This window comes from Caballeronia sp. dw_19 (assembly GCF_018449515.1).
In the GTDB taxonomy this organism is placed as follows: domain Bacteria; phylum Pseudomonadota; class Gammaproteobacteria; order Burkholderiales; family Burkholderiaceae; genus Caballeronia.
Genome location: NZ_JAAVUQ010000065.1, coordinates 1 through 24,929, shown reverse-complemented (window position 1 = coordinate 24,929; position 24,929 = coordinate 1). Strand labels below are relative to the sequence as shown.

At 58.5% G+C, this 24,929-nt stretch carries 31 protein-coding genes; 4 read left to right on the top strand and 27 right to left on the bottom strand.

From position 1 onward, the window contains the following. The 17 genes from HB376_RS38910 to HB376_RS38830 form a co-directional block, all read right to left on the bottom strand. Positions 1-1,441: lytic transglycosylase domain-containing protein (locus HB376_RS38910; RefSeq protein ID WP_213769004.1), on the bottom strand; the 1,441-nt coding region annotated here is incomplete at its 3' end. A gap of 8 nt (positions 1,442-1,449) precedes the next feature. Beyond that, positions 1,450-3,603, bottom strand: coding sequence for a hypothetical protein (locus tag HB376_RS38905; protein WP_213769003.1), 2,154 nt, complete (start codon positions 3,601-3,603; stop codon positions 1,450-1,452). A 12-nt stretch (positions 3,604-3,615) separates the two neighbouring features. Continuing rightward, positions 3,616-4,101, bottom strand: a complete 486-nt coding sequence (locus HB376_RS38900; protein WP_213769002.1) for a hypothetical protein — start codon at positions 4,099-4,101, stop codon at positions 3,616-3,618. A gap of 3 nt (positions 4,102-4,104) precedes the next feature. After that, complete coding sequence (locus tag HB376_RS38895) at positions 4,105-4,551, bottom strand: GNAT family N-acetyltransferase (protein ID WP_213769001.1); 447 nt, start codon at positions 4,549-4,551, stop codon at positions 4,105-4,107. Positions 4,552-4,554: 3 nt separating this feature from the next. After that, positions 4,555-6,957: a hypothetical protein gene (locus tag HB376_RS38890; RefSeq protein WP_255631841.1), complete on the bottom strand. Its 2,403-nt coding sequence runs from the start codon at positions 6,955-6,957 to the stop codon at positions 4,555-4,557. Continuing rightward, entirely contained in the window at positions 6,957-7,577 is a 621-nt protein-coding gene (locus tag HB376_RS38885) for a hypothetical protein (protein ID WP_255631839.1), read from the bottom strand. The genes HB376_RS38890 and HB376_RS38885 overlap by 1 nt, the downstream gene beginning before the upstream one ends. Positions 7,578-7,623: 46 nt before the next feature. Next, positions 7,624-8,079 (bottom strand): hypothetical protein, encoded by a 456-nt coding sequence (locus HB376_RS38880; protein WP_213769000.1) that lies wholly within the window; start codon positions 8,077-8,079, stop codon positions 7,624-7,626. An 11-nt stretch (positions 8,080-8,090) separates the two neighbouring features. Beyond that, complete coding sequence (locus HB376_RS38875; protein WP_213768999.1) at positions 8,091-8,969, bottom strand: phage capsid protein; 879 nt, start codon at positions 8,967-8,969, stop codon at positions 8,091-8,093. A gap of 241 nt (positions 8,970-9,210) precedes the next feature. After that, a complete protein-coding gene (locus HB376_RS38870; protein ID WP_213768998.1) occupies positions 9,211-10,146 on the bottom strand; it encodes a hypothetical protein in 936 nt (311 codons plus the stop codon). A 28-nt stretch (positions 10,147-10,174) separates the two neighbouring features. Beyond that, positions 10,175-10,381 carry a hypothetical protein gene (locus HB376_RS38865; protein WP_213768997.1) on the bottom strand — a complete coding sequence of 69 codons (207 nt, stop codon included), beginning with the start codon at positions 10,379-10,381 and terminating at the stop codon, positions 10,175-10,177. A 97-nt stretch (positions 10,382-10,478) separates the two neighbouring features. Continuing rightward, a complete protein-coding gene (locus tag HB376_RS38860; RefSeq protein ID WP_213768996.1) occupies positions 10,479-11,012 on the bottom strand; it encodes a hypothetical protein in 534 nt (177 codons plus the stop codon). Positions 11,013-11,014: 2 nt separating this feature from the next. After that, positions 11,015-11,266 (bottom strand): hypothetical protein, encoded by a 252-nt coding sequence (locus HB376_RS38855; protein ID WP_213768995.1) that lies wholly within the window; start codon positions 11,264-11,266, stop codon positions 11,015-11,017. Continuing rightward, entirely contained in the window at positions 11,263-12,885 is a 1,623-nt protein-coding gene (locus tag HB376_RS38850) for a portal protein (protein WP_213768994.1), read from the bottom strand. Before HB376_RS38850 ends, HB376_RS38855 begins: the two co-directional genes overlap by 4 nt. A 3-nt stretch (positions 12,886-12,888) precedes the next feature. Beyond that, a complete protein-coding gene (locus HB376_RS38845; protein ID WP_213768993.1) occupies positions 12,889-13,158 on the bottom strand; it encodes a hypothetical protein in 270 nt (89 codons plus the stop codon). A 10-nt stretch (positions 13,159-13,168) separates the two neighbouring features. After that, positions 13,169-13,654: a hypothetical protein gene (locus tag HB376_RS38840; protein ID WP_213768992.1), complete on the bottom strand. Its 486-nt coding sequence runs from the start codon at positions 13,652-13,654 to the stop codon at positions 13,169-13,171. Positions 13,655-13,716: 62 nt separating this feature from the next. Further along, complete coding sequence (locus HB376_RS38835) at positions 13,717-13,974, bottom strand: hypothetical protein (protein WP_213768991.1); 258 nt, start codon at positions 13,972-13,974, stop codon at positions 13,717-13,719. A 1-nt stretch (position 13,975) separates the two neighbouring features. Then, entirely contained in the window at positions 13,976-14,464 is a 489-nt protein-coding gene (locus HB376_RS38830; protein ID WP_213768990.1) for a hypothetical protein, read from the bottom strand. A 111-nt stretch (positions 14,465-14,575) separates the two neighbouring features. Between HB376_RS38830 and HB376_RS38825 the strand changes: the two genes are divergently transcribed. Then, positions 14,576-14,857, top strand: a complete 282-nt coding sequence (locus tag HB376_RS38825) for a hypothetical protein (RefSeq protein ID WP_213768989.1) — start codon at positions 14,576-14,578, stop codon at positions 14,855-14,857. 131 nt (positions 14,858-14,988) lie between these two features. Here HB376_RS38825 and HB376_RS38820 read toward each other — a convergent pair whose 3' ends face one another. Then, positions 14,989-15,591 (bottom strand): hypothetical protein, encoded by a 603-nt coding sequence (locus HB376_RS38820; RefSeq protein WP_213768988.1) that lies wholly within the window; start codon positions 15,589-15,591, stop codon positions 14,989-14,991. After that, positions 15,588-16,994 carry a bifunctional DNA primase/helicase gene (locus tag HB376_RS38815; RefSeq protein WP_255631838.1) on the bottom strand — a complete coding sequence of 469 codons (1,407 nt, stop codon included), beginning with the start codon at positions 16,992-16,994 and terminating at the stop codon, positions 15,588-15,590. Before HB376_RS38815 ends, HB376_RS38820 begins: the two co-directional genes overlap by 4 nt. On the opposite strand from HB376_RS38815, the gene HB376_RS41570 reads away from it, so the two are divergent. Continuing rightward, a complete protein-coding gene (locus tag HB376_RS41570) occupies positions 16,978-17,346 on the top strand; it encodes a hypothetical protein (RefSeq protein ID WP_255631837.1) in 369 nt (122 codons plus the stop codon). The genes HB376_RS38815 and HB376_RS41570 overlap by 17 nt on opposite strands. A gap of 31 nt (positions 17,347-17,377) precedes the next feature. On the opposite strand, the gene HB376_RS38810 is transcribed toward HB376_RS41570, so the two are convergent. The 7 genes from HB376_RS38810 to HB376_RS38780 form a co-directional block, all read right to left on the bottom strand. Next, positions 17,378-18,616, bottom strand: a complete 1,239-nt coding sequence (locus HB376_RS38810) for a conserved phage C-terminal domain-containing protein (RefSeq protein ID WP_213768986.1) — start codon at positions 18,614-18,616, stop codon at positions 17,378-17,380. Continuing rightward, on the bottom strand, positions 18,613-18,912 hold the full coding sequence (locus HB376_RS38805) for a hypothetical protein (RefSeq protein WP_213768985.1): 300 nt from the start codon (positions 18,910-18,912) through the stop codon (positions 18,613-18,615). Before HB376_RS38805 ends, HB376_RS38810 begins: the two co-directional genes overlap by 4 nt. Positions 18,913-18,920: 8 nt before the next feature. After that, the gene (locus tag HB376_RS38800; protein ID WP_213768984.1) at positions 18,921-19,148 is read right to left on the bottom strand and encodes an AlpA family phage regulatory protein; all 228 of its coding nucleotides are present in this window, start codon (positions 19,146-19,148) and stop codon (positions 18,921-18,923) included. Positions 19,149-19,265: 117 nt separating this feature from the next. Then, positions 19,266-20,267: a hypothetical protein gene (locus HB376_RS38795; RefSeq protein WP_213768983.1), complete on the bottom strand. Its 1,002-nt coding sequence runs from the start codon at positions 20,265-20,267 to the stop codon at positions 19,266-19,268. Positions 20,268-20,371: 104 nt separating this feature from the next. After that, entirely contained in the window at positions 20,372-21,049 is a 678-nt protein-coding gene (locus HB376_RS38790; RefSeq protein WP_213768982.1) for a hypothetical protein, read from the bottom strand. Further along, complete coding sequence (locus HB376_RS38785) at positions 21,042-21,410, bottom strand: hypothetical protein (RefSeq protein ID WP_213768981.1); 369 nt, start codon at positions 21,408-21,410, stop codon at positions 21,042-21,044. The genes HB376_RS38790 and HB376_RS38785 overlap by 8 nt, the downstream gene beginning before the upstream one ends. Positions 21,411-21,693: 283 nt before the next feature. Further along, entirely contained in the window at positions 21,694-22,884 is a 1,191-nt protein-coding gene (locus HB376_RS38780) for a hypothetical protein (protein ID WP_213768980.1), read from the bottom strand. Positions 22,885-22,922: 38 nt separating this feature from the next. Between HB376_RS38780 and HB376_RS38775 the strand changes: the two genes are divergently transcribed. Then, a complete protein-coding gene (locus tag HB376_RS38775) occupies positions 22,923-23,189 on the top strand; it encodes a pyocin activator PrtN family protein (RefSeq protein ID WP_213768979.1) in 267 nt (88 codons plus the stop codon). Between the two features lie 172 nt (positions 23,190-23,361). Here HB376_RS38775 and HB376_RS38770 read toward each other — a convergent pair whose 3' ends face one another. Then, positions 23,362-23,589: an excisionase gene (locus tag HB376_RS38770; RefSeq protein ID WP_213768978.1), complete on the bottom strand. Its 228-nt coding sequence runs from the start codon at positions 23,587-23,589 to the stop codon at positions 23,362-23,364. Between the two features lie 52 nt (positions 23,590-23,641). Here HB376_RS38770 and HB376_RS38765 point away from each other — a divergent pair, with 52 nt between their 5' ends. Next, positions 23,642-24,889, top strand: coding sequence for a helix-turn-helix domain-containing protein (locus tag HB376_RS38765; RefSeq protein ID WP_346730663.1), 1,248 nt, complete (start codon positions 23,642-23,644; stop codon positions 24,887-24,889). Positions 24,890-24,929: the final 40 nt, after the last annotated feature.

Genomic DNA, 24,929 nt, shown 5'->3' with positions numbered 1-24,929 from the left:
GCTCAAACGCATCCTGGTGAGCGGACATCGACGCAACGTCATCCGCCGGGCCAATGTGCGCGTCATCGACAATGCTCTGCGAGTGCGACACGAGCGCGGCGTCCGTCTGCTCGGGCGTCGGATCGAACTTCAGGTTCGTGATCTGGTGGTTCGCCGCATACTCGTCGTAGCGTTGCAGGTAGGCGATCGTCTCGGGATCGGTGGGCTTGCCGCCGGCGTGCACGGCTTGAGCCTGTTTGACGCCGCCGTTGTATTCGGTGACCGCCGCGCGCTGATCGCCGTCATATCGTTGCAGGAGATCCTTTGCATATGCGGCGCCCGCATTAATGGAATTGACAGGATCAGTCGGATCACCCTTACCGAACTGCTTGAACGTGCTGTCGGTGAACTGCATGACACCCTTCGCGCCAGCAGGGCTGACCTGATTGCTATTCGACTTCTCCCCGCTGTTCTTGATGAACAGCAGCATCTCGGGCGGCACACCAGCGGCTTGTGCGGCCTGCGTTGCGTACTGATCGAGCGCGGGCGCGTTGTACTTCAGCGCCTTGTGGGCATCGACTGACATCGCAGTAATCGGCGTGCCGGTATCAGCAGGCGGCGTCACTGTGGCATCTGGCTTGCCCGCCGCGCGCGCTACGCCCACCGCATGCGCCGCGCCGAACGCGCCCACAATGAGCGTCGATGCTGCGATGTTCACCGGGTCCAGCGGGTTGATCTGGTCGGCGAGCTTGTCGTAATTCGAATTGCGCAGAATGGCTTTCTCAGCCGCGCTCTGTGCGATGGTGAATCCGGGGCCACCAAGCGCCACCAGACCGGCTGTTCGCGCGAGGGTTGATCCACCGGCAGGCAGCACTGCACCGAGCCCACCAGCGACGCCCTCAAGCGTGCCGACTGCTGTACGAGTGCCGACGTCGACACCTTGGCGTTTAAGGTATTCCGCCCCGCCGAGGCCGATCGATGCGCCACCCACCGCGGCACCAGCAAGCGGACCGCCGAGCACGGCAGCAGGAACGATCTGGGTCAGGCCGGAAACAGCGCCTTGCACGATCTGATCTATCTTCGTGGAATTCGTCGGGTCAGGCTTGAGCGTGTCCGCGAAGTTGTACGCCGCTGTACCGGCGCTGCTTTGGAAAAGCGTTCCGGCTTTGCCCTTGGCGAGCGCGTCATTGATTTGCTTATCCTGCGCGGCTTGCTCGACAGGGTTCAGCGCGGCGCCGGCGGCAGAGTCGGGATCAACGTAGACCTGCGAGAGTCCGGACGCGGCATCAGCGGCAGCGCCAAAGAGCGATGCGCCGCCCTGACCGATGCCGCGACCGACTGCCTTCGCGATCGAGGTAATGGACGTGTTCGGCGTGGGCTCGGCAGGCTCCGGGACATTGGCCTGATTCTGTCCAGCGAGGAACGTGCTGGTCGAGTCTTCATACAACGGATCCAATGGCATGGGTCAACTCAGAAAGGATTGTCGATGGTGCCGGTCGCAACCTGCGGCGAAGGCTGCGCGCTGGCCGATTGCTGCCCGCGCATCAGGTGCACAGTGACCGGCGCGCCAGTGGAGTCGGCAACGAACTTGGAGCCCGTCACGACCGCATACGTGCCGCGCACGCCCACGCGCATCAGTTGATAGCTCGGGAACTTCTGCATGAACTGATCGGCAGGGATAGCTTTTCCGTTGGCGTACACCGTATCGATGGGCTTGCCGCCAACCTGATTCTCGATGTTGGCCGGCGACGCGGTTTTGACGCTCGCCTGAAACTGATCGTCAGTCCATCCATACGGGCGCGCGACGGTCTGCGGTTTGCCAGAAAGCTTTGTGCCGCCAGTGTTGGAGATGCCGCCGGTTGCCGTGTCGATCCCGGATTGAATGTCGCTGCTGCTCGGCTGCTCGCGACCGTTCTTCACCGCATTGCCGAGCGCGATGTAATAGGCGGAATCCTTCGCGTCTTCGGCTTGGTTCGGCGGCAACGTGCCGTTGATCTGCGTGGCGATCGTTGCCTTGATGCCCGTGCCTGCGGCTTCGTCTACCTTCACGGTCTTGTCTTTCAGGGCCTGCGCGCCAGCCAGAATGAACGTGCTGATTGGCGCGCCCTTGTCTGTGAGCAGCGGACCGCCATCACCACCGCCGGATCCAGCTTTCAGCGCGAGCGCGACCGGCGGGCTCTTTTCCTTCCACTGCTCGGCAAGGTCATTGATGCGTGGCGCCGAACCATATGCAGCGCCGATCCCTTGCAGCACCTGAGCCTGAGCATCACCGGATAGCGAGTTGACCATTTGCAAGGTTTGGTTCGCTTCGTCGGGCGTGAGCAGCGACACGCGGCGTCCGGCCTGATTCTCGACGACGCCCACCGCACCCGCGCGCGCCTGAAGCGAGCCAAGCAGGTTCGGGATGGATGAGGTATCGAGTTGCGGAATGGAAGTGATCACGCCGCGATCGAGCGCCGCGTTCCACGGGTCCTGTTTGTACGCCTGCACGCTCGCGTCGTAGATGCTCTGGCGCTGCTTCACTGCTGCGGCCGTCAGTGGGTCAGTGCCGATGCCCGGCGTGTTGGCATCGCCCTGATCCTTCTGGATCGCCGCGCGCTGCTGCGCAACCGGGAGGCTAGCGAACCCAGCATTCTTTGCTGCCGCGGTAATCAGGTTCTGTGCATCCGGACCAATGGCAGTGCCGGCCGTGTCCGAGACAAGCTGCTGCTGATAGGCGGGGCTGAACTGCTTGCCCTGCGTCATCAAGTCCTGAGCCTTGTTGTAAGACGTCACAGCCTGCGTCTCGCGCGCCTGCTGCTGCGCGTTCTGCTGGTTCTCCAATTGCAGTTTCTGAGACACGACCGTTGACAGCACCTGATTGCGTTGATTCGCATCCATCTTGTTCGCGTAGAAGCCCTTCGGGTCCGTCAGGTCGGTTTGCAGTTGCGTGAGCGCGTCGACGTCGCCGGCCGAGCGCGCCTGAATCGTGGCCGTAACCGCGTGCTGCGCGTACTGCTGATCGGACCAATCCTGCGCTTTCTTCGAAGCGGCTGCTTGCGGCAGACCGGCCGCCATCGCGGCGGAGAGATATGCGCTCTTCGTGCTGTCGACCGTCGAATCGATCGCAGCAGGATTGAGCGCGATGTTCTTGCCGGCGGTGTCGAGCAACGTGTCCGCGTTCGTGGCGATCTGCTGCTGCGTGTTCTTCGTGAGGACGGCTTGCGTGGTCAGATCGAGATTACGGTTCACTCCCGCGCTCTGGATCGTCGCCACTTTCTTGTAGTGGTTATCGGGCAGCGCGCCGATGGTCGAATCGAACGATTGCTGCTTCGCGTCGTTGACCGCGGCGACGTACCCGACCTGATCGAGTTCGCCGGTATCGAGCTTTGCCGCTGCATCCTTCTGCGCAAGCTGGACATTCGTCGAGTGCTGCTGATAGGCAACCGCCGCGCTCGTGCGCTGCAAGTCATCGTTCAATTGATTCTGCTGGGCCTGCAACTTATCGCCGACGCCGGTCGCAGTCGAACCGAGTTGCTCAAGCGCCTGCGCCGACTGACCGCCGAACTCTGCTGCTGACGTCTGGACCTGCTGCGGCGGTGCTGAAACAACGTCGCCCTGGTTACCGAGTGGAATACGTGCCATGTCTTTTCCTTATTACGAGCCGGACGAAGTGGCCGACGTCTTCCAGTTATTCGATGTGGTCGCGGCACCCCCGAATGCGCTCAATGCGGTCTTCGCCACACCGAGCTTCCCGGCCTTGATTGCATCGGTTGCGCCTTGCTGCTCGAACCCAGCTTGCGTGCGCAGGTTCGTGGCCTTGCTATCGGCGTTCAGGATCGTATTGAGCGCGTCTTGCTGGGCGTTCTGGTCGATCTTCATGCGTACATCCTGCGCAGTGCCTTGCGAGACATCCACACCCGAGGCAGCAAGCGACGCATTGGCTTGCCCCATCGTGCTTTGCCCTTGCGTGCGAATGCGCTTCGCAGACTGATAACCTGCATCCTGCGTGAGATTGGCAGTTGTGTAATCCTGATTGGCTTCCGCAGTGTCCTGTGTTGCCTGCGCGGTCGCCGCCTGCTTTTGTCCCTGCGCGTTGAGAACTGCGCCGCCTGCCTGCGCCACTAATGCGAGCCATGCCATGTATCACCCCAGATTGGAAAGAGCGGTGCCGATTACTTTCAGCCCGAGACGTTCGTAAAGCGCAACGACTCGCGCATCGTCGATGCCGGTTGTCACGCCGACATTGATATTCACGCGCTCAGCGAATGTCTTTGCCCATCGGATATAAGAGCGGATGAGTGCGGGGCCCGCCAGCGTTCCACGATGCTGCGGCAAGACGTACACGCCGAACTCGTAGGTCATCGGGACTTCGGAGAACCAATCAGCGGCGATGCCACAGGCCATTGCGCCAATCTGCAAGCCATCGCGCTCGGCAATGAAGATCGCGCCCGCGCCATCGATAAGAAGGCCGAAGCGGTGCGCAACCTTCGCCTCGATGAAACCGAAGTCGGCAAAGCGCGACTCAGCCACCAGTTGACGCGCGAACTCGACAAGGATCGGCATGTCTTCATGCCCTGCGACTCGGATCATGGGTTACCCGTTATTGACGGTGAAATGGCGGATGAAGGCGAGGACGTGCCAGGCATATGGCTGGTCCTGTTTGAGTGTCACTGACGAAAACTTGTCCCACCCGAATCGGGAGATTTCTTTGTCGCCGGTAAATGGCGTGGGTGCCTTGTCCAACACTCCGGTGCCGAACTCCTGAAACGCCACGCGCTGATCGTCGACAAGCAGATTGATGGATCCGAGCATGCGCACAATTGCATCGCCGCTCTTGACCTGGTTACCTTGGGACGTGGTGAGTCCGCCGCTGACATTCGGCGGCAGCGTCTCGATTTCGCTGTCGTAGTGCAAGCCGACTTCAATCGAAGTGGCCGCGCGTGGGATAGTGATCTGGCCGCCAGTCACGGTGAACGGACCCATGAACACGCCATCGGCCTTCACATCGCAAGGCTTGCCTTCGAGCAAATCGAATCCTGTCCATACCGTGGCGCCAGCCGGATTGGTGCCAAGGATCGCTGCATCCGTCATCACCGTGTCGTCAAACTGCTCGATGTATTGAACGGTTGCGCCATTGACGGTGCGCTGAACCACGACCTGCACGATATCGGCGTCCGGTCCTGGGATGACGCATACCGACTTGAACAGACCATCAGTCGTGTGCCGAGCAAAGCCGCAGACGTTGTCATCCTTGTCGTACGTCAAGCTCGCCAGCACGCCATCACTGCGCACCATCCATACGACAGGGTTCGGCTCGGCCTGAAACGCCATGTCGATGACGCCTGGTCCTGTGATGTGGGCAGCCAAACGCGTCAGGTTCTGGGAACGAAACGAGTCCGTGTTGAAGTCGTATGCCATGCAGCGGATCTTCTTGCCGGCGCGTTGGGCGTAGATCAGCTCGTTCGCGACGCGCACCGGCCGCGCTTGAGCGCATCCGAAAATAGACTGACTCGTAATGTCGATGTTCGTCGGCGTGACGGAAGAACTGGATCCGCCACTTACGGAAAACTCTTCGCCTTGCGTGAGTACGACCAGAATCTTTGACGACGACAGATGTTCAACCTGGTTGACCTGATCAGATGCGGCTGTGTACGAAAACGAATCGCCGTCATCGGTGCCTGGTGTGAAGTCGAAGTACAGACCCGTGCCGCTGCCCCATATCGTCTCTGGGAAGTTGCTCGAACCAGCCGCGTAGAGACGTTGCTGAAAGAGACTCACGGCACGTGGATAGCCGTCCACAGGGTTCCACACAGCAGACTTTAGCGACCACGCCGAGGCCGGCGCAGTGACGGTTGCGCTCAATGAAGTGACAATCTTTCCAAACGCCTTGATCGGGCTGGAAACGGCTGTGATCAGGACCAGACCACCATTGATTGACACGTAGCTTCCCACGTCAAAGCTACGCCACACGCTGCCGATGCCGTACCGGTAGAGCGATCCGAATGTGCCGCCGGTCAGCAGTGAGCCGTTGAAAACGAACGTGACAGTGTTCGCATCGGGAACTGTAACGGCGGCATAAAGCCCGTCAAGACCAGCCGACTCGAAGCCCGAGAGAACGAATAGATTGCCGACCACCAGGCCGTGCGGATCATTCGTCACGATTGTCATCGTGGTGCCGGTGAGGGAAACCGACGCTATCGACTCGGCGGGACCGTCTGCAGTCAGTGATATGGCGCCGTCGATCGGTGTGCTATTCGACGGAGTGATTGCTGCCTGTGGCGACTGGTCGAGCTTCCATGCGTTGCCCCCGGCCGTGTTCGACGCGAACGCCGAGGTGATCGTAATCGATGCTTGCGTAGGACTGACCACGTTATCGATGGATGCCAGCCCGGAGCCGACAACGATATTGCGCCCGACGTCGCTTGCGATAAACACGTCAGCCGATGATGTTGCTGTAGCCGCGCCCATGGCCGTGCTCGACAGCGTGAGCGTCGCGCCAGGCCGGAATCCAATTTCATCAATCGGGCCCGGATCAAAGGGCGCATCGCCAATCGACCATGCGGCCGATGACAAACGTACCAACCGCTTGATGGGAAACGATTCGTTCGCGAGGAACATCGTGTCAGAACCCTGCGTGTACTCAACGTTGAACACTTCCGTTTGCGCATAGGGCGTAGCGATCTCAAGCGGAGATGCGCCGTCAACGATCTGACCGGCAGCGGTATAGAAGCGCGCATACAGATCGCCCACTTCCAACTGATAAGCCTGGGCCTTGTTAAACACGAACGGGATGAGGCGCGTCGTGCGATCGGGATACTTCGCCTGCGCGATGATGCGCGAGCCAGCACGACGCTTGCCCCCGCCGGCCAGTTGCGGCACAACGTTGAGCATCGTCTTCGCGCCGTTCGTGTACCGCTCGATGTCGATGTGGCCGGCCAGATCCGGCGAGAGCTCGCCCGCGTTGAAATTCGTCTGGATGATGGTGAGCTTTGGCATCAGCGCCCCGGCACGTTGCGATAACCGCTAAGCCGGTTGGCGAGCAACGGGAAATCACCGAGCGTTTCTGGCTGGTTCTCCTGACCGTTGACTGCTTTCGCCTGTTTGAAAAGCTGCTGAAACTCAGTCTCCTTGACTTGTTCCATGGACGCCGATTGCGTGATCGGGTAAGCCAGAACAGATGTCATCTTGGCCGTAACCACTTCGATGAACGTGTCATCCCATGTGGATTCTGTTTCATTGCGCCAGATGTAGACGAGCGGCAAACTCTTGGCGTCGGTGAGGATTTGCTTGCCTTCGATGACGTAATCCAGCGCGTAGCGACGATCGCCGATCTGCAGTGTGCGCAACCAGTCAGCAGGCATTTGGTACTGGTAGGCATAGTCGAACGCCGGCGTCCCAGATAGCGGCGCGAGCACCACGCGCTTGCGGGCGCAGTCCCATGGGTGAGCCCGGAGCATCGCATTCCGAATCGAAGGATAGAGGTTGGCGCATGCGTTCGCCGCATCAGTGCCGTCCTCAAACGACGAAATCGGCTTGTCGCCGAGTCGGATTAATGCATTCGAACAGATAGACACGCTGCTAGTCATCGGAACCTCAAACAAAAATGCCGGGAGCAAGCGCTCCCGGCATAACCACAGAAAGACTCAGCCGGGTTTGCGCTGGTCAGTCGATGACGTAATCCACGATCACCGAGATCAACTGACCCGGCGAGGCCGGTGTTGCGGCGCCAGCAATCGTGCCAACCACGTCAACTTCATACGGCTTGATGTACGACTGGCCTGCGTTCGTCAGCGTGCCCGTCAGACCATCAACCTTCTGCGCCGAACTGATCGCAGCAGCAGCCGTGATAGTCCCGGAGATCACCGTCTTGTCGGAAGATTTGCGCAGCGACAGCGCGAGCGTGCTGGATGCCGTGCCCGCTGCGTTGTTCAGCCACGCGCCCGTGATGCGCGCGCCGGCGGGAATGCGACCGAAATAGATCGTGTCGGCAATAGCAGCAGCGATCGACGCCACCTGACCGAACATGATCCGCGAGCGCCCATTGCGTTCGCTCGGTTGCAGCTTGACTTCGGGGTTTGCGGCCACCTTCGTCATTTGGAGGGAAAGAACTTCAGCCATTTCAATGCTCCTTAGAACTGGTAGTCGACGGTTACGACCTTGTTTTCCTGCACGCGGCCGGCGCCGTACGATTCACCGATGTAGATCTGAATCGCGTTGCGCTTGTCGCGGCGGGGGCCGATGTCGATCTCACGATTCAAGCCCGTGCCGAATTGCGTCGAAGTCTTGGTGTATGCCACCGTGGTCTTGACCGTGCCGACGGTCTTCAACGCTTCGTACGGGATCCAGTTGAAACCGAGCCACTTGCCCGACAACTTGCCATCCTGCAGCATCTGCACGGCCATGAAGTCGGCGCTGGTGAGCGTGGTATCGCTCAAGATGTCTTCCAGCATTTCCGAGTCGTACAGCATGTAGAGGTCTTCGCCGTTCTGCTCGTCGGCCTCGTTCTTGCGGAACTGCTTCTTCGTGGTGATCAACTTGGCCTTCGTCATGCCGACGCCACCATCAACGATCTTCTGCGTGTTCGGCAGTGCGATCGTGGTGTACGGCGTGGCTTCCGAAGCACGCGCCAGTGAGTTGCCGAGCAGTGCGTTATAGATCACAGCATCCTTCGCGCGGTTCAGCGCGGCAACACCGTTCTGCGTGTACGGGCCTTGCGGATTGGCCTTCAGCTTGGGCACGTCGTACTTGTCGATCGGCGTGGCCCAATCCCAATCGCTCATCATCACGACGCGCGTATCGTTGGGGTTGTCTTGCCATTCGGTGTCACCCAGGCGGTTCAGTACTTGAACGGCTGCGGTGACGCCCATATTGTTGGCGGTGAAGCTCGTACCGGTGACGCCACCGATATCGGTGATGGTCGATTGGAGGCGCGAGTCTTTCTGTTGCGCCACCATCATGAATCCGTCCGCGAACTGCTGGACGAATGCGGCTGTGATCAGGTCATTCATGGTTCAACTCCCGAAAGTTTGCGATGTGGTCTTGTCGCCAATCAGGGTGTCCGTTGAACGGGCCTGTGTTACGCCCTCACATCGGCGCGATGAGAGGTCTCGGGCTTGATCGGGTGTCCGCACGCCACTACGGGCCGAATGACAGGGATCATCGGTTTCGCGCGTGGTCGGAATCTTGTTCAAAACGAGGACGAAAAAAAACCCCGACCGAAGTCGAGGCAAAGGGGCGCAGCGAGGAGACTTAAGCGACCGGCGTATTGCCGTGTTTGCGTGCGTAATACGCATCGATCTTCGCGCGCGTGGCTGCGTGCTGCGGATGCTTGGTGTTGGTGTTGGCGTCCGACATCATCAATTCCTTGATCGCTTGATCACTCGTGAACGTCGAGCCGCCGGCGCCTTCGACGGGCTTGCCTTCGCTGAACTCAGGCCCGATCGCGGCCATGAGTTTGATGAACGTCGGATTGTTGCCGAGGCCAGCCTTGTCGATGTCCTCGTAAGTCATGCCGGCCGCTTTGGCGATTGTGTCGGCGGCCTGGTACGAAAGCCCGATCTGCTTCTTGAACTCGCCTTCGTCTTTCCACGTCTCGCGCAACGCAGCGACTGCCGTATCGGTGCTCAACTGCGCAGCACCGCCTGCAAGCTTCGGAGCCAGTTCGAAGTAGCGCGACATCACGCCGTCGAATTGCTTCTGCGACAGGCCAAGCCCGTGCATGTCGTCGCGGAACTGCGTGAACATCGGATCAGCGCTGATGTCGCCTACCGCTTCCTTCAACGCATCGGGAACGACGACGGCATATTCAGCCGCAGTCTTCGGCGCAGCATCGCCTGAGCCGAAGCGCTTCGACAGTTCGCCGTAACCGTCGGCAAGCTTTCGAGCCGAAGCATCGACGTCAAGCGAGCCGTCGTCTTTCGTGACGCGGTACTTCTCGGGGATGAAGTCGGGCGTCGTGCCAGTCGCTGCCGTGGAACCGGCGGCAAGCGCGCTAGCGCCAGTAGCTGTTCCTGTTCCTGCGTTACCTGCACCACTCGCTGTGGATGCCGCGCCGCTACCGTCGCCAGCAGTTGATGCAGTTCCTGCACCTGCTGCTGCGGTGGTCGCACCACCACTGGCCACTCCACCTGTCGCACCGGCTGCACCGCCTGCCTCATCCATGAGGGCATATCGAACCTTGAACATGTTGTTTTCTCCTCGCTGCTATGAGCGTTTAGTAGGAAGTGCCAGCCGACCACGTACCGGCGACGTTCTCATAGATCACGCGGTTGGCCGTATCGATGACAAGATCGTTGGCCTTGCCAAGACCAGCGGCAGGCTGACCCGGTACAGCAGCCACCGAGACGTTGATCGCAAAGCGCGTGTCGGGCGTTGGGTTGGCTTGCCAGCCGCTACCCGTGAGTGTTGAGCTTCCGGCCATGATTACTCCAAGGGTGGGGGCAACGTATCGCCCGGTTGATAAATGGTGTATGTAGTCCCATCGCACACTACGGCGATAACGTCAGCGGGAATAGTGGTCATGGGTTGAGCAGCTCAACGGTGTAGCCTTCGAGCGTCATCCATTCGCTTGCGACAGTGAGCAAGCCAGCAAAAGTGATTGGTTGATCTATCGATGTGTCCAGGGATAGTGTTGTTACGAGGCCAGAACTTGTCCCATACGGACCCGAGGCAGAGCTGGGAGATACCTGCGAGGCAAGCGTGCCCCTGTTCTGCACCGAAAAAACATCTGAGCGCGACGCGAAGTTCGTTCCCGGCGCAGTTCTTAACTGATTTCCAGCCAGGCGGATGAACAACGATTTTGCATTCGCCGTGTTATTGAAACTCCAAAGCGACGTGACGCGCACCGAGCCATTGGGCCCCATTGCACCACCCGGAACAATGACGGTTGCCAGCACGGTTTCCACTGTCGTGCCGCTCATCCTGATCGGCGCGTAAGACTGCGCCAGTACGCCGACAGATTTCAGACCGGCTATGCCACCGCCATTGAAATCCGGTGTAATTGGATTCGTGATCCATCCATCCGGACCTAGTGTTGCTCCGCCGCCTGCCATGGCTATTCCTCATCCGTGGTTGGTGCGCCATTGGCGCGGTTGATTTGCCTGAGAATGTGTTCGACCACTTCGCGCTTGCCCGAACGAAAGTCCGTCTCGCGCTGCGCTTCAAGTCCGCCCTGAACGTAGACCTTTCCGCAGAAGCGCGACACCAGGTCTTCAAGCACGAGTTGACCGGAGGGACTAGCGAACAGTGCGTCGTAGTCAGCCGCGCTTGCCTTGGGCGCAACAGCGCCAGGAATGTTCGCCCTCATGCCGCAGCGCCCCCGACCATGCGATTAGCCACAGCCGAGCCGAGCGACTTCTGCACGTCACCCGATACCTCTTGGCCCATCTGTTGTTGCTGCTGCGCTGACTGCGCCTGTTGCTTACGCTGGCGGAAGTCGAGCAATTGTTGCGGCGTGCGGATGATGCGATCCGGAACACCCAAGCCCTGACCTGTGGCGCGACTCGCTTCGTCCGTGTCCACGTTGTCCAGTACCGAAGGATCGATCTGAGCCATGGCTGTCATGTCGCCCATGTAGCGCTCGATGGCGGTGACTTCCTCAAGCTTCTGAGCACGCGCCAATGGGCTTTGATACTGGATCGAGAACGCTTTTCCACCGAGAGTAGGCGGTGGTGGATTGAATGCGCCAGCACGGAAAGCGAGGCCGAAGCAGCGATCGATGAGTGGTTTGAGGTATTCGGCCTGAAGGCGCCCATAGATCGGACCCAGCAGTTGGCGAATCAGGTCGACGCGCACGTGCACTTCGGTGGCCGTCATTGCTGGCCCATCCTGTGGCTGCAACTGGTCAGCCATCAGCGTCTTGCGGATCTTCGCCTCAAGCGCCACGATGCGTTGATCGCCAAGTTGGAAATTCGCGGAAGGCTGCAACGGCTTCATCGACTCGACGGAGTTCGCCACGATGATCTTGCGCGGGCCGACCTTGACCGTGCGCGGGTTCAGCACACCATCGTCTTCCGCGATCCACATCCCGGAGATAGCCAGATCGAGGTTGGCGTACTCCATGCGAACGATATCGTTGATGGTGCGGATATCAGGCAGAGCGTCAAGCACCGGGCCGACCGCGTAGAAGCTCGCGGGGATCTTCTTCCAACGCGCCACGATCACCGGCATTTCGTGATAGCCCGACTCGCGTACAACCTGCTTGCCTTCGCACGACAGCATGTATGAGGCGATCGGCATGTTCTTCGCACGCAGTGCGCCGACCACGTGAACCTCGCGCGGCTCGATGCAATGCACGAAATCGAACTTCTTGTCCGGAGTGATCTCGGCGGCTTGCGTGATGATCGCGGGCAGATTGTCGCCGCGCTGGCTGAACTCATTGACCGCCTGAGATGCCGTGAGCTGGTACGGGCGATACACGGTGTCGATCTGGCCCGCTGCCTTCGACGAAGCAATGAAGCACTGCGCGAGCGGCCAGTGTTCGAAATACAAGCCGCCCTTGTCGCGGTCCTCATCGACGTACAGCGCAAACCAGCCGGCGCCCATCAGATCGTCAACGCAATCCGCTGCCTCCGAATCGAAGTTCACACTGTGGATGTTCTCCCAAAGCGTCTCGCTCGATTCGTCCAGCCAGCGACGTGAGTCGTCATCCTCGCCGTTGACCTGCATCTTGAACCACAGCGAGTTGGCCGGCGTCATGCCCGACATGATCGACGCAGCCAGGATGCGCTTGGCGTCGATCGCGCTCGAGTCGAATATCTTCGCAACCGCGTTGGATATCTCGGAGGCGCTCATCATCGGGCCGCTCAAGCCTGACGCACGCACCGGATCGGTCCACATGAAGCAATCCGCCCATGTGGTTTCGTGCGGTGTGCGTTCTCCGCGTAGGCTTTCGAGCCGTTTGAACAGGCGTTCGCCGAGTTCCATGTTTTATGCGCCCAATGTCGTTTTGCCGGTCGCGAGGACCGATGACGTCGTGGCCGGTCCTGCGGTGCCAGCCGCACCGCTGGACAGCAGGCTCGATGCAGCACGCCGCTTCTTGTCCGCTGCTGCGTCCTGGTTTGCCTGTTGCGCTGCCTGTGCGTCTGCTGCTGCGGCCGGATCGGAAGCAACTGTGGTCGTGGTTGCAGCCGCGGGCGCGGAGTCTTTCGTCCACAAGCCGCCCGGGTCGAGGATCTTGCTGAAGCTGAAATCGCCCATGATCAAGACCTCAACGAAAGTTGGCAGGCATGGCGCGCGGCGTGGTCGGCACGAGAATGCCGTCCGAGCACTGCATCGGTGCCGAGATCGAGGCCGGATCAACGTCGCTCGAATGCGGCAGACGGGCAAGCTTAGACTCAGGCGTGACCGCTTTTCCGACACGATTGGCAGCACGGCGAGCATCCGCAGCAGCTTGAGCACGCCGTTGCACTTCCTCACGCGCAGGCAAGTCGCCCATGTCACGGAACTGCACGGCCATTTCCTTGCGCTTCGAGGCAATCAACTCGTCGCGTTCGTGGCCGTCGAGTTCGTTCCATTCAAGCAGCGAGATACCGGACGTCTCGTACGCGCTGCGCACGATGTCATTCATCGGCACGGGATGACCGGAGATATCGATCTCCACGTCGTCATCGCCAATACCAGCGAGCGGAACGGATTCGGGATTCGGGATAACGGGCGGTGCGCCGGGTGTCAGGACTTTGTGTTCGCGAGCCATCGATTCAGCCTCCTTGAGAATGGAGGCGAGTATCAAACTGCGCGACGGTCGGAATCTTGATATCAGCGAAAGGACGCGGCGGACAGTGGGCGGCGGATCAACGGCGGGTCGTTCGCATCTTGCTTGGTCGTGGTGCCCCAGAAGCGCAGCAGCACCACGCCGGTTGAGTGCGTGGGCTCAGTGCCATTGAACTGGTAGCTCAGCAGCGACGACTTCGGGATGGTGGTGTACTGCGAAATCTCTGCGACGGAATAGCCCCCGCGCCTCGTCTCCTCAACGATGCGAGCCCAGTCAACTATGAGGCGTGGGGGTGCATTCACGTTACAGGCTCTCCTCGATGGCGTGAATCATTCGCAGCAGGTCGGCCATGATGATGGCCTCACCGGATTCGATCTTGTTCCGGAGCGCTGCGAGGTGCGACACGGCGGGATGGCGCGGGTAGCCGCCGGTATCGATCGCGCCATCACCTTGGCCCCCAGACGCATTCGCATCGATCGCGGAAGCATCGACCAAGGAGTTGCCAACCGCCTGTTGACCAGCCGCAGTCGTCTGCGTGCCTACGTTTCCCGCTTCACCTACCTGCGCGCCTTGAGCAGTGCCCTCGGTGCCTGCGCCTTGCGATGCAGCGTCGTTCGTAGCTCTATCCGACAAGTCGGACTTCCCCAGGTTGTCCGCGCTCGGGTCGACCGTCGCACCGTTAGCAATCAGGTCAGGCACCTGATCCGGTGTAATCGCCTGGATTGCAGCATCCTGCGGTTCCTCGCTACCGAAGATGACCTTCGTCGTGGGGTTATAGAACAGCGTCTTCATGGTGAACCTCCTTGGGCACTACTGGTTAATGGTGGGGCATCCGAGTCGTGGCAGAATCGTCGTCGGCTACCAGGCCATCAACAACAACCCTTTCCACCACGAGGAGACCCTGTGGCAAACAACTTTCTAATCTCGTATGACCTTCGCGGTCCGAACCGCGATTACAAGCCGGTGTTCACAGCAATCCATTCGCTTGGAACGGCGGTGCACATGGAGCTTTCGATGTACTACCTCAGTTCGAACCTTGATCTGAACGCCGTTGGCAATGCCATCTGGGGTTCCATGCAGGCGCAAGACCGCCTCGTAATCGCAGATACGAAGGCCAATAACGCGTTGATGTTCGGGCTGTCGGAACCGGTAAAAGATCAAATCAAACAGCTTTGGAGCCAATGACCGGCGCGTAGCACGTGCAGCGGCGGCAACACGTCTCACTGCCGCTGCACACGATTTCTTCTCAGCAAATGCGCGCGCGTACGCGCGAGAGACCAGAGCCAAAGACGCCCCGATGGATCGGAAATAGGATTTCACAGTTCGCTCCCAAAGCGCGCCCGTAACGCCACCATCGCCCCTCGAAGCGTCTCCGTGCGGTAGCGTTCGGCATAGCCATCCGGTATCGCGCCGAGGCGTGCAAGCAAGTCCTCTGGCGCCTCTATGACGCACAAGCACTGCGTTGCCGTCACGGTGACCACGAACCATCCCAGTTCCGACAGGCCACGCGCTTGATCTACGGTCTTCGGGTCAATCGTCTCCGACTCCGCGCTGCACAGAAGCGCGACCTTTGCCACAGGATTGCCGAAGCTGATCACCATGTCCTCGACCGGAACACGCGGCCAGAGCGGCATGCGGCCGGCGCTGCGAATGTCTTGCCATGCGCCGAACTCAACTTCCGTGAGTACTGCGCCCCAATCCGCAATGTCGTATGGATGTACCCGGTTCCAGTCGCCAAGACCGGCATCGACCTGAGCCTGAAACGTCGCGTAGTTGCGATTGATCAAGGCTTGTCGGTCGGCCAGAGGTGTCCGGACCGATGCCTGCTCGAAGCGGTAGGCGAACAGTTTTTCAACGCCGTCACGAAGCGCGGCGACCGGGATCAGTTGGGCGGAAGGATGATTCGATTGGACGTTCATGCTATTAACTCCGGGGCGTTTTGGTTGAACGGCACGTAGATGTGCGGCAGACGACGACGGTTTGTCGTGAACTGCTGGGCTTTACGATTGATGAAAAGCGCTAATGAACGGTGTTGTTCTTCACCATTGCGCTGTTTCTGCAACTGCAGGAACGCATCCGGCTCGGTGTCTTCCGGGTCTTCCTGTTCCTTCTGGGCCGACCACACAGCGAACACGTTGTCGGCGGCGTCGGTCAGCACGCCGGCGCCGGAGACGTCCTGCTTGCCGGGAATTCGGTCTTCGTTTTGACCCTTGCGCGGGTGTGCCACCAGATGCAAATGCACGTCATGCGATCGCGCGAAGTTCGCGAGTTTGCGCATGGCGTCCTTTTGCGAGCTCATCGACCCAGGTCCGTCCATCTGGACATCGGTCATCATCAGACTGTCGATGACGAAGTGACGGATGCCGTAGCGCTTGAACCCGTAGGAGAAAACTTCGATCAAGCGATCGATCGACGCCTTGTCGGACAGGTTGAACAGCCAAATGCGATCTCGTACCCATCGCTGCATATGGTCGAGGTAAGCGGGAGCCGGTCGCTCGTTGCCTCCGAGCTGCTTTGCCATGCGCTCGCACTGGCGCTTCGGTGTCATTTCGCCCGAGAACACGCAGGCGCGTTCTCCCTGATCCATCAGGCCAATCATCACTTGACTGAGCATCAGGGACTTTCCGTGGCCGTTGTAACCGGTCCAGACCGTGACCTCGCCAGTACGAAACTCGAACCAGAATTCCTTGCGTCCACCGAACGAGAGGACCGGGTTCTCGGGCGTGTCTGCTGTCGGATGGAAAAGCTCTTTGAGTTCGCCCCAGAAATCGGCCATCGATCGCAGCTCTTCAGGATCGAATGCCCGGCCCGCGGCAATGCATCGCTGAAAATCTTCTGTCGTGGCGCCATTGAGCAGGTATTCGTTCGCGTCCTTGACGCCATCGAAGATAACGACGCGACAGCGTTCAAGCCCGAGACGATTTGCGACCTCACGTGCACCTTTGACGCCTGCCTCATCGTTGTCGTAGCAGAGCAGGATTTCGCTGAACCGCTCCAACCGCTCGAAATCGTTGTCGATCCACTGGTGGTTGCCAGCGCCCGCATTGCCAGACAACGCCGGTATCCCCATCTGATGCAAAGTCATGGCGTCGATTTCGCCTTCAGCAATCGCCACGATTCGCGCGGTCGGCTTGATCAAATGCCAGCCGAACAAACACGGCTCGGCGCCCGGCTCTTGGCGCATGTCTCGCTTTTCGGAAAGGTTGCGGTATTTCGAGTTGATCGTTTCGCCGTCGCGGATGAACGGTAACTGCGCGAATGTTTTGTCGTCGCGCGACACGTACTCGGCCACCTGGAACGCGGCGATGGTCGCATCGGTCAAGCCGCGACCCGAAAGCCACTCGGACACGAATTCGCCGCATTGCTTTTTCTCAACCCGCTTCGGCCGCTTGTACGTCTTCGGTTCGGGGCGCAACGGCACGTCGTCGCGAATCCCAAGAAACTGCTTTGCGGCGCGCATCGCTTCCGCGATCGACATGGCCCGACATTGCGCCCACAAGCTCAGCAAGTCGCCGGAGTCGCCCGTTGCAAAATCCTTCCATACCCCGCGTTTGACGCCCGACAAGCACACCGACATGCTGCCTCCGGCCTCGCCATTTACCCCGCCGACCTTCCATTCCTTTCCGGCTTTCTTGCCTTGCGGCAGAAGGTGCTCAACGATGGTCGATGCGTGATCTGCCATGAAAATCGAAAGTTCTTTTGCGTTCACGCTGCCTCTCCCGTCACGATCCGCGCGCCGTCGCGCCAGAGATGCGCGTACTTTTCGCTGCAGCCGGCATTGATCGCCTCGTACTCGAACTCGAAACCGGCGCGGCGCCACCAGCTATCGGCGTCGGGCCCGGTCGATCGCGCACCGGCAGCGCCTGTTTTGAGCACGCCGAGGTATTGCTCGAACCGCGTCGCGTTGAAGAGCGTCGACGGCCGGAAGTACTGGCGCATCTTGTCGCCAGGAGGCCAGTTGCGGTTCTGCGCGTCGATGACGGCTTTCATGTCCGCCACTGAGCATCCTTCCTTCAAACGCCCACGGATCAATCGCGCATTCGATTCGACGAAGCGGAAGTGAGCGCCGGCACGAGCGTTGAGATATTCGATGACCTCGCGCACCGGATCGGATGCATCGAGCGCGATTTCTGTTTGGCCGTGGTCTTCTTCGGTGTCGGCATCGTCGGGATTTCCCGACAAGAGATTTAAAGGTTTTAGGTTTACTTGTCCCTGTCCCTGTCCCTGTCCCTGTCTATTGCGATCTAAAAGTGATCGGGGGGATGCATTAAAACCATCGGGGGCGATCGGGGGGCGATCGGGGGGCGACTCCAAATCATCGGGGGGCGATTCAATTTCGGTCGCCCCCGATGCCTCAACCGATCGGGGGGCGACAAAAGGAATATCGGGGGGCGACGGAATTTGATCGGGGGGCGATTCGGAGACGATCACTACGACGCCTTTCTTGCGAAGGGTTTTAGACTGGGGCGCGATCGCGCGCAGCAGCGAGGCCGCCTCTACGACGCGCGCTTTTATACCGTCAGTGTCCGCATCAACGCCCCATCTTTTTGAGTTACCGACCGCACCCGCATGGCTGTTCAGAAGCTTTTCGATCCATGCTTCCAGAGCGTTCTCAGCGACCACCGGGTGGTAAAGGCGACCATCACTGCACCTGATCCAACCGCGCAATGCGCCTTCGCGCACGCTTACCCACTCTGCGTCTAGCTTGCCCCGATGCCAATAGCGGGCACGTTTTGCAATCCATTCGTCATCGTCAGGAACCGAGGCGCACGGCACCTCATGCCACGACACGGACCACAGCAGCAGCGCGGCCCAACACGTCTCGGGAGTCTCGTCGGCCGCCAGATCGGAATTGAGCAATCGTTGGACGTGCAGCGGCATGAACGGAAAGTCGCGCAGATTGCAATCGACAGACGTGAGGGGAGAGGGAAGACTTGAACTCACATCAGCCCCTGCTCACGTTCCATTCGTTTGATCTGCGAATCAGCCCGGGCCATAATCTCGGCGCGCATAAGCTGCCAGCAGCGAACGCGAAACGCACGCGTCTTTGCAGCGCACATCAGATCGCCCAGGGCATGAATACGCAGCTCGCGGGCAACGTCGTCCAACGATTGACGTGCGATCGGCGGGACCAATTGAGCTGTGCGCGTCGACCACTGCGCGAGGCCGATCGACCCGATATGGCGTTGCCGGTAAGCAGCGCGGCGCGAACGAATCGCGCTACCTGAAGCGAGCTTCATCGCGCGCCTCAGACTGGGGTATAGCCGGCGGGATCAGCGATCCATTTGTGAATTTCGACGTTCGAGTAGACGGTGCAACGATGCGTCAGGCGCACCGGCTGCGGAGCTTTGCCCGCGTTGCAGAGACGTGTCCAGGTCGCGCGGCTGACCGGCAGGAAGGGTTTGATTTGATTCCAGCGCGACTGTCCGACGAGCGGGAGAGTGGTGGGTTGCGGTTGTTCCGTAGCGGTTGCCATGCATGCCTCCTGAGGCAAAGTTGTTTGCATGGCTTGAAGGTTAGAGATACATATCTTCTGTGTCACCGGTGGAAAACAGACTAGTTTTTGTTTCTAAGTGTCACGACACTTAATCTGTTATTTTCCGCTGATTTGTGACGTGACACTTAACGCCCTAGTTTGATTAAACAACTGTCGGGAATCTTCGCGAAATTTGGCGCACAAACGCTCGACGGTCCTGCCGTCCATTGGTGCTTCAATGCCTTCTAGCTGAAGAAGCAGCGCGATCGCCTCACTTTTGTTAGCGCGAAACTGCACCCGGTTTAAATTGTAAAGACGAAATACCAGCAGGCGCTCACGCGACGTGCCGTCGATTCTTGCGATTGGATACGCCAGTTCAGCGGGCGCTCTTGCAAGATTGGAGAAAAGTTCGATCTGCCTGTCGATTTGATGCAACTGGAAGTCGGTTCTAGGTCGCCCTTTGTAATTCAGTGCGCTGATTGCTTCACCAAGAAATTCATCTCCCAACGTCAGCTTGAGCGTCCGTAGCGCGGACAACGATTCTGCGATAACCGCATCAACTCGCTTCTTCCGTGTTGCTATTTCTTTCGCTGCATTTGGATCAAAGTAATACTCCGCTAAAGCCGCAGATATGCCGCAGACGAATTCGATGTAAAACTTAGCGGGACCACCAATTGCCTGTCTTACCCGTAAGCCAAACCGCGTGTGCTCATATATTCCTGGGAACTGATAGCCCATCAAATCTTCTTCACGGGCCGTTTGTTTCGCGGCGTCTTCCATTGCTGCAGCTTCCCGCAATCGATGGAGCATACGGGTACGAAAATCGCCTTGAATGGCAGTGGCATTTTCGTTCGCTTTCCTTCTTCGTATAGAGAAAGCTCGGGCGTATGCCCGGTCAAATGCGTCTTGGGAACCTAGCCATTTCATGACCGGATCCTCGTCCAACAAACGATATTGTTGCTTCACAAACTCATCGGCGCGCTGCAGCAAATCAAGCGCTGCCGATTCATCCGTCGACAAAAATACCTTTGGCTTGAACTCATCAAACATATGCTCTGCAGCTGCCCCCTTCAGCCGAGCAATGCATTGGTCAAACTCGTTCTTATTTGGAACTGTCATAGCGCCCTTCCGCTGCCCTTATGAAGAACCGCGCCAACAGGGTAAGGGAGCCCTGCTTTCGCCCCGTCAGGCTAGGCGCGGTTGCAACTGATTATGCCAAATGCTTAGATGGCGTTGGGGAACGGGTCACTGCCCACCGCCGCATCGTCTGCGAGTAACCCAACGAACTCGCGCAGCATCGGCGGCAATCGCTCGACGAGCGTCGCCCGGTCGATCGCTATTGGCACGATCTGCAGAAAAAGAGTCTCTTCGATTAGCATTGACATCGACAACGGCTCATCTTCTTGACCGACGGAACGGACAGCAATCCCATATGCACGCGCAGCTTCAACATGCGGAGCCCGCCTGTCGTACTCGCTAACGAGCCGTGCATAAAAGCGATCGAATAACGCATCTGGGTCAAAGCGTTCAACTTGGAACTTCAACAGATCGACCATCAGACCAAACGCGAAACTGTCGTCCTCGGAAAACCAATAGCCGACGCCCGGCAGGCGCGGCGTAGGTGCTTGGACAACCTGCGACACGCCGTCCAAATACTCTTCGACACCTTGCTCAAACGCCGACTTGGCCTTTTGAAGCAAGCTGTTGACGTACTCATCGGGCATCCCTTGGTTATCTGGCAGCGTCTTGTCGATCCATACAAAAGCAGCATCTTGCCACGCCGAGTCGAGTGTTTCCCTTTGTGTGAATGCCTGGCGGCCGGCGGCTCGCGCGGCGGCGAGGATCTCTTCGAGGGGCCGCTTGATGAGAGGCGTCTCTATTTGCATTGCTTGCTTAGCCATGGTTACCCTCGCCATCTGTATTTGCAAATTCAGCGTGCCGACGTGCGCAACTTAGCATCGCGTCGCCTATATCGCCCAGATAATTCCCGATGATCTCTGCGGCGCAGAGAAGGCCAAGATGCGCCGATTCTCCGAGCGGTTCGGCGCTTGACATGCTGGGCTCGGAGAGACTGTTGTGCACGAGGCGCGCGATGGTTTTGATCGCGTAGGACGCTCTGCCTATTTCGGCGATGTGAAAGCTGTTGACCATCGAAAATTCGGCATCACCATCGGCGCAATGGTCGCACATGAGAGCACCACGGAACGATGAGGCCGTATAGTCAGGCTTTGAGGATTGGGACGACGAGATTGAACCAGGCATAGCAGCCTCCTACGTTGGGTAGAAAGCCCGCACGCCCCACTGCTAAATGAGGTGGGCAGGCACATGACAGGGTTAGCAGACCGGAACGTAGGCACCGGCAGGCGCGAGCGCCTCCCTATCATGACCCGCCCATTGAAATGGGCACGAGATGATACTACGGACGAAAAAATACCGCCATTCGGCGGTTGTCCGCCTACATTTCTCAGGCTGCTAAACCCGACCGCTGCTGTCTCAGCGATGAACAAAGGTTAGTTATCCAGCGAGCCAACGTCAAGCGGAATTTTCAAGCCTCGGGAAAACCCTTTGACGGCTCACTTAACAAAGATTTCAGCCGCTCACTCGTGGGATCCGCTCGGCGGCACGCTTCACGTGCCCAGGCTAACCAATTGCCTATTGGACTGCCGACTTCAATCGACTCCCCTCTGCCGCGCGCGATCGTCTCGACGTGGTTCAAATATCGCATGTAGTTGTCCGTCACCAGCCACCTATCTGCTTCAGCGGCCAGCACCTGCATTCGGTATCGTTCTCGCCGTAATCTGTCCGCGTCCTCGACTGCCAGCCTGTGGCGCTCCGCGCTTGCCGCAGCTTCCTGGCGAGCCTCTAGAGCACGTTGTTCATAGCCGACCACCGCACGGCGCAGCCTACCAATGAATGCATTCATCTGCAGTTCGATCGGCTTCCCCGGATCATCTAAAAGTTTGATATCGCTTGGCAGCGTGCTGCGGTAACTAAGCGAACGAAACGTGACCCTTAACTGTCCGAGAGCGATCCAATCATCGTATTTCGGGCCTGACTTCTTCGTTATCTCGGTCAGCCTGAATGCGACGGCAATGTCTTGAAGATGAACAATGCTACGTTCATCCTCATATTTGATTTGGAAACCTCTCGATGACAATGCCGCTATAAAACCATCTGCCAATCTGAGCGCACGATCGCGCATCGCCGGCGTGACTAGGATCTGAAGATAACCTTCTCCAGGATGAATGAGTCCGCCGGGCTTGCCATTGAAGATGGACCCGAGCCGAAACCGCTCACCGCGCTTGGGTGGCAATTTGCTTTCTGCAATATCCTTATCGATGAACTTCAGGCGAGCAGCGAGCTTTTTGACGTGCAGGTTTTGATATGGGCCATCCGACAAGATCACCACCCTGTTCGCTGGGTCGCTCTCTTCCGCGTCGATCTTATTGAGGACTGCAGCCTTGGCGGGGTCTCCGCCTTTCGTACCCGAATCAACCTTGGCATACGTCGTATAGGATTGCTCACCGGGATTATCAGGCAAAGGATCTGGCTCAATCGCGTGGCCCGCCTGGATCCGCGGCCAGTGACTACGCAGCGGCATGGGGATCGCAAGCTCTTTACAGATTTTCCGAATCTCGGCGCCGGTAATTCCATAGCGCTCAGCTACTTTATATATCGGCGTCTTCCAAACCTCGATATAAAGCGCCTGCCGTTGCAGTGTGATGGCGGTTCTCATGATGTTCCCGACGAATGGATTTCCCAGAAAGATACCCTATGAAAACTGTCTTCCTGCTGATGGCTCAGTACGACGCGCGGGCAGTGATCCCGATCGATATCGTGTGTCACGACTATTTCGCACCGCTCACGACCGCCGTTCTGCTTCGAAAAATATCAGCCCGTGAAATTGCGCTTCCGCTGATCCGAATGGAAAAATCGCAGAAGGGAGCCAAAGGAGTCCACCTCGCAGACCTCGCGCAGTACATCGACGATCGGCGGGCAGCTGCAGTGAAAGAGTGCGCGCAATTTCGAGGCACGCAATGAGATGTCGGGGAAAATGACGTGCTCGCGAGTCGAGACGGCGCCTGAAAGGACATCCTGATCTGCGCTGTACCGCTTCCCAAACAAAGAAACCATTGAAGAGGTTCAAGTGAACGAGTTTTTTAAAGCGTTGCTCAACGTAGGAACCGCCGGGGTTGGTTCGCTTATCGCGCTCTTAGCGAAGGACCACATGGACCGCGGGGCCAACGCAAGAAAATCGGATACAGAAGAGCTCAAGAAAATCCAAGCAATCGTCACTGATGCGCTGATCGTCACCTTGAGCTCTCCCGACTTTCACCGGCGGCGGCCAGATTTTCCCCTGCTTCACCCAGGTTCGAGCTGTAGCGATGTGTGGTGGTGGGTCGAACTCGCGTTTAAGCCATGCATCGAGTCGGATTTTCATTTGGCTCCCTTCAGGCAATTAGCGTTAGCGTCACACATCGGTTAAGAACGGCGTGAGCGGTGCAAAATGGTTTGGTTTCTGGTTTTACGAATCTTATCCGTGTGCCCAAAGAGCCAGTTTGCGTTTTTGCGCAAACTGGCGTATCGTGAAAACCATGCAAATCGATCCAACCGACTTTCGAACGCCAGGCCAATACATCGATGCCCTCCTAGAGGCACGCGGATGGTCAAAACGCGTACTCGCGGTGATTTTGGGCGTCGACGACAGCAGCATCAACAGGCTTGCCTCTGACAAACGACCGGTGGACGCTGCAATGGCGGTGTCGCTGGAAGAAATCTTCGAGGTTCCGGCCGAAAATTTTCTTGATCTCCAAAAGTCTTTTGACCTTGCCAAAGCCCGGATTTCAGCTAGGCCCGATCCTGGCCGGGCCACTCGTGCACATCTGTTCGGGGGCTTGCCTGTCATCGAAATGATCAAACGTGGTTGGCTAGACGCCGACGATGCGCGCGATGTCCAATCTGTAGAAAATGCATTGGCGAAGTTCTTCAAAGCGGAGACCCCCGACGAAATCGAAGTACTTCCGCATGCCGCAAAGAAAACACTCGTGCACGGGGATCCGACGCCCGTTCAAATAGCGTGGCTGTATCGTGTTCGCGAAATCGCAAGCGAAATGCTTGTCCCGAAATATAGCCCTCAGATGGGCAAGCTGGCAGTCTCAAAGCTTGCAGCGCTGCTTGCCGCCGTCGAGGAAGCGCGAAAGGTCCCCAAGATCCTCGCTGAATGTGGAATTCGATTTGTCCTTGTTGAGTCGCTTACATCGGCGAAGATCGACGGCGTTTGCATGTGGCTAAACGATCACTCCCCTGTTATTGGAATGACTCTTCGTCACGATCGGTTGGACAATTTTTGGTTCGTTTTACGTCACGAGCTCGAACACGTTCTCCAAGGACATGGGAAGGACGCAATCATCCTTGATGCCGAGTTGGAAGGCGAAAGAGCCGGCACTGGAGAAACCGTCAGTGAAGAAGAAAAAATAGCGAATGCTGCTGCTTCGGATTTCTGCGTCCCGAGAAAGAAAATGGACTCATTCATCGCACGCAAAGCGCCCTTCTTCGCGGAACGAGATCTCTTAGGCTTTGCCAAAACTCTGAATGTGCATCCGGGGCTGATCGCGGGGCAACTTCAGCACCGTACAGGGCGGTACGATCGTTTCCGCGCTCACTTGGTGAAGGTGCGTTCTATCGTAACGCCGGGTGCGATGGTTGATGGCTGGGGCGACATTGCTCCAGTTGGACTTTGATGGAAAACAAAAGTGACTAAGCATGTGGAAATGCAGTACT

Excerpts from the sequence above, each read along its gene's own strand:
- HB376_RS38905 (WP_213769003.1), bottom strand. The coding sequence starts at position 3,603 with ATGGCACGTATTCCACTCGGTAACCAGGGCGACGTTGTTTCAGCACCG.
- HB376_RS38900 (WP_213769002.1), bottom strand. The coding sequence starts at position 4,101 with ATGGCATGGCTCGCATTAGTGGCGCAGGCAGGCGGCGCAGTTCTCAAC.
- HB376_RS38895 (WP_213769001.1), bottom strand. The coding sequence starts at position 4,551 with ATGATCCGAGTCGCAGGGCATGAAGACATGCCGATCCTTGTCGAGTTC.
- HB376_RS38890 (WP_255631841.1), bottom strand. The coding sequence starts at position 6,957 with ATGCCAAAGCTCACCATCATCCAGACGAATTTCAACGCGGGCGAGCTC.
- HB376_RS38880 (WP_213769000.1), bottom strand. The coding sequence starts at position 8,079 with ATGGCTGAAGTTCTTTCCCTCCAAATGACGAAGGTGGCCGCAAACCCC.
- HB376_RS38875 (WP_213768999.1), bottom strand. The coding sequence starts at position 8,969 with ATGAATGACCTGATCACAGCCGCATTCGTCCAGCAGTTCGCGGACGGA.
- HB376_RS38870 (WP_213768998.1), bottom strand. The coding sequence starts at position 10,146 with ATGTTCAAGGTTCGATATGCCCTCATGGATGAGGCAGGCGGTGCAGCC.
- HB376_RS38865 (WP_213768997.1), bottom strand. The coding sequence starts at position 10,381 with ATGGCCGGAAGCTCAACACTCACGGGTAGCGGCTGGCAAGCCAACCCA.
- HB376_RS38860 (WP_213768996.1), bottom strand. The coding sequence starts at position 11,012 with ATGGCAGGCGGCGGAGCAACACTAGGTCCGGATGGATGGATCACGAAT.
- HB376_RS38855 (WP_213768995.1), bottom strand. The coding sequence starts at position 11,266 with ATGAGGGCGAACATTCCTGGCGCTGTTGCGCCCAAGGCAAGCGCGGCT.
- HB376_RS38850 (WP_213768994.1), bottom strand. The coding sequence starts at position 12,885 with ATGGAACTCGGCGAACGCCTGTTCAAACGGCTCGAAAGCCTACGCGGA.
- HB376_RS38845 (WP_213768993.1), bottom strand. The coding sequence starts at position 13,158 with ATGGGCGATTTCAGCTTCAGCAAGATCCTCGACCCGGGCGGCTTGTGG.
- HB376_RS38840 (WP_213768992.1), bottom strand. The coding sequence starts at position 13,654 with ATGGCTCGCGAACACAAAGTCCTGACACCCGGCGCACCGCCCGTTATC.
- HB376_RS38830 (WP_213768990.1), bottom strand. The coding sequence starts at position 14,464 with ATGAAGACGCTGTTCTATAACCCCACGACGAAGGTCATCTTCGGTAGC.
- HB376_RS38820 (WP_213768988.1), bottom strand. The coding sequence starts at position 15,591 with ATGAACGTCCAATCGAATCATCCTTCCGCCCAACTGATCCCGGTCGCC.
- HB376_RS41570 (WP_255631837.1), top strand. The coding sequence starts at position 16,978 with ATGGTCGCATCGGTCAAGCCGCGACCCGAAAGCCACTCGGACACGAAT.
- HB376_RS38805 (WP_213768985.1), bottom strand. The coding sequence starts at position 18,912 with ATGAAGCTCGCTTCAGGTAGCGCGATTCGTTCGCGCCGCGCTGCTTAC.
- HB376_RS38800 (WP_213768984.1), bottom strand. The coding sequence starts at position 19,148 with ATGGCAACCGCTACGGAACAACCGCAACCCACCACTCTCCCGCTCGTC.
- HB376_RS38795 (WP_213768983.1), bottom strand. The coding sequence starts at position 20,267 with ATGACAGTTCCAAATAAGAACGAGTTTGACCAATGCATTGCTCGGCTG.
- HB376_RS38790 (WP_213768982.1), bottom strand. The coding sequence starts at position 21,049 with ATGGCTAAGCAAGCAATGCAAATAGAGACGCCTCTCATCAAGCGGCCC.
- HB376_RS38785 (WP_213768981.1), bottom strand. The coding sequence starts at position 21,410 with ATGCCTGGTTCAATCTCGTCGTCCCAATCCTCAAAGCCTGACTATACG.
- HB376_RS38780 (WP_213768980.1), bottom strand. The coding sequence starts at position 22,884 with ATGAGAACCGCCATCACACTGCAACGGCAGGCGCTTTATATCGAGGTT.
- HB376_RS38775 (WP_213768979.1), top strand. The coding sequence starts at position 22,923 with ATGAAAACTGTCTTCCTGCTGATGGCTCAGTACGACGCGCGGGCAGTG.
- HB376_RS38770 (WP_213768978.1), bottom strand. The coding sequence starts at position 23,589 with ATGAAAATCCGACTCGATGCATGGCTTAAACGCGAGTTCGACCCACCA.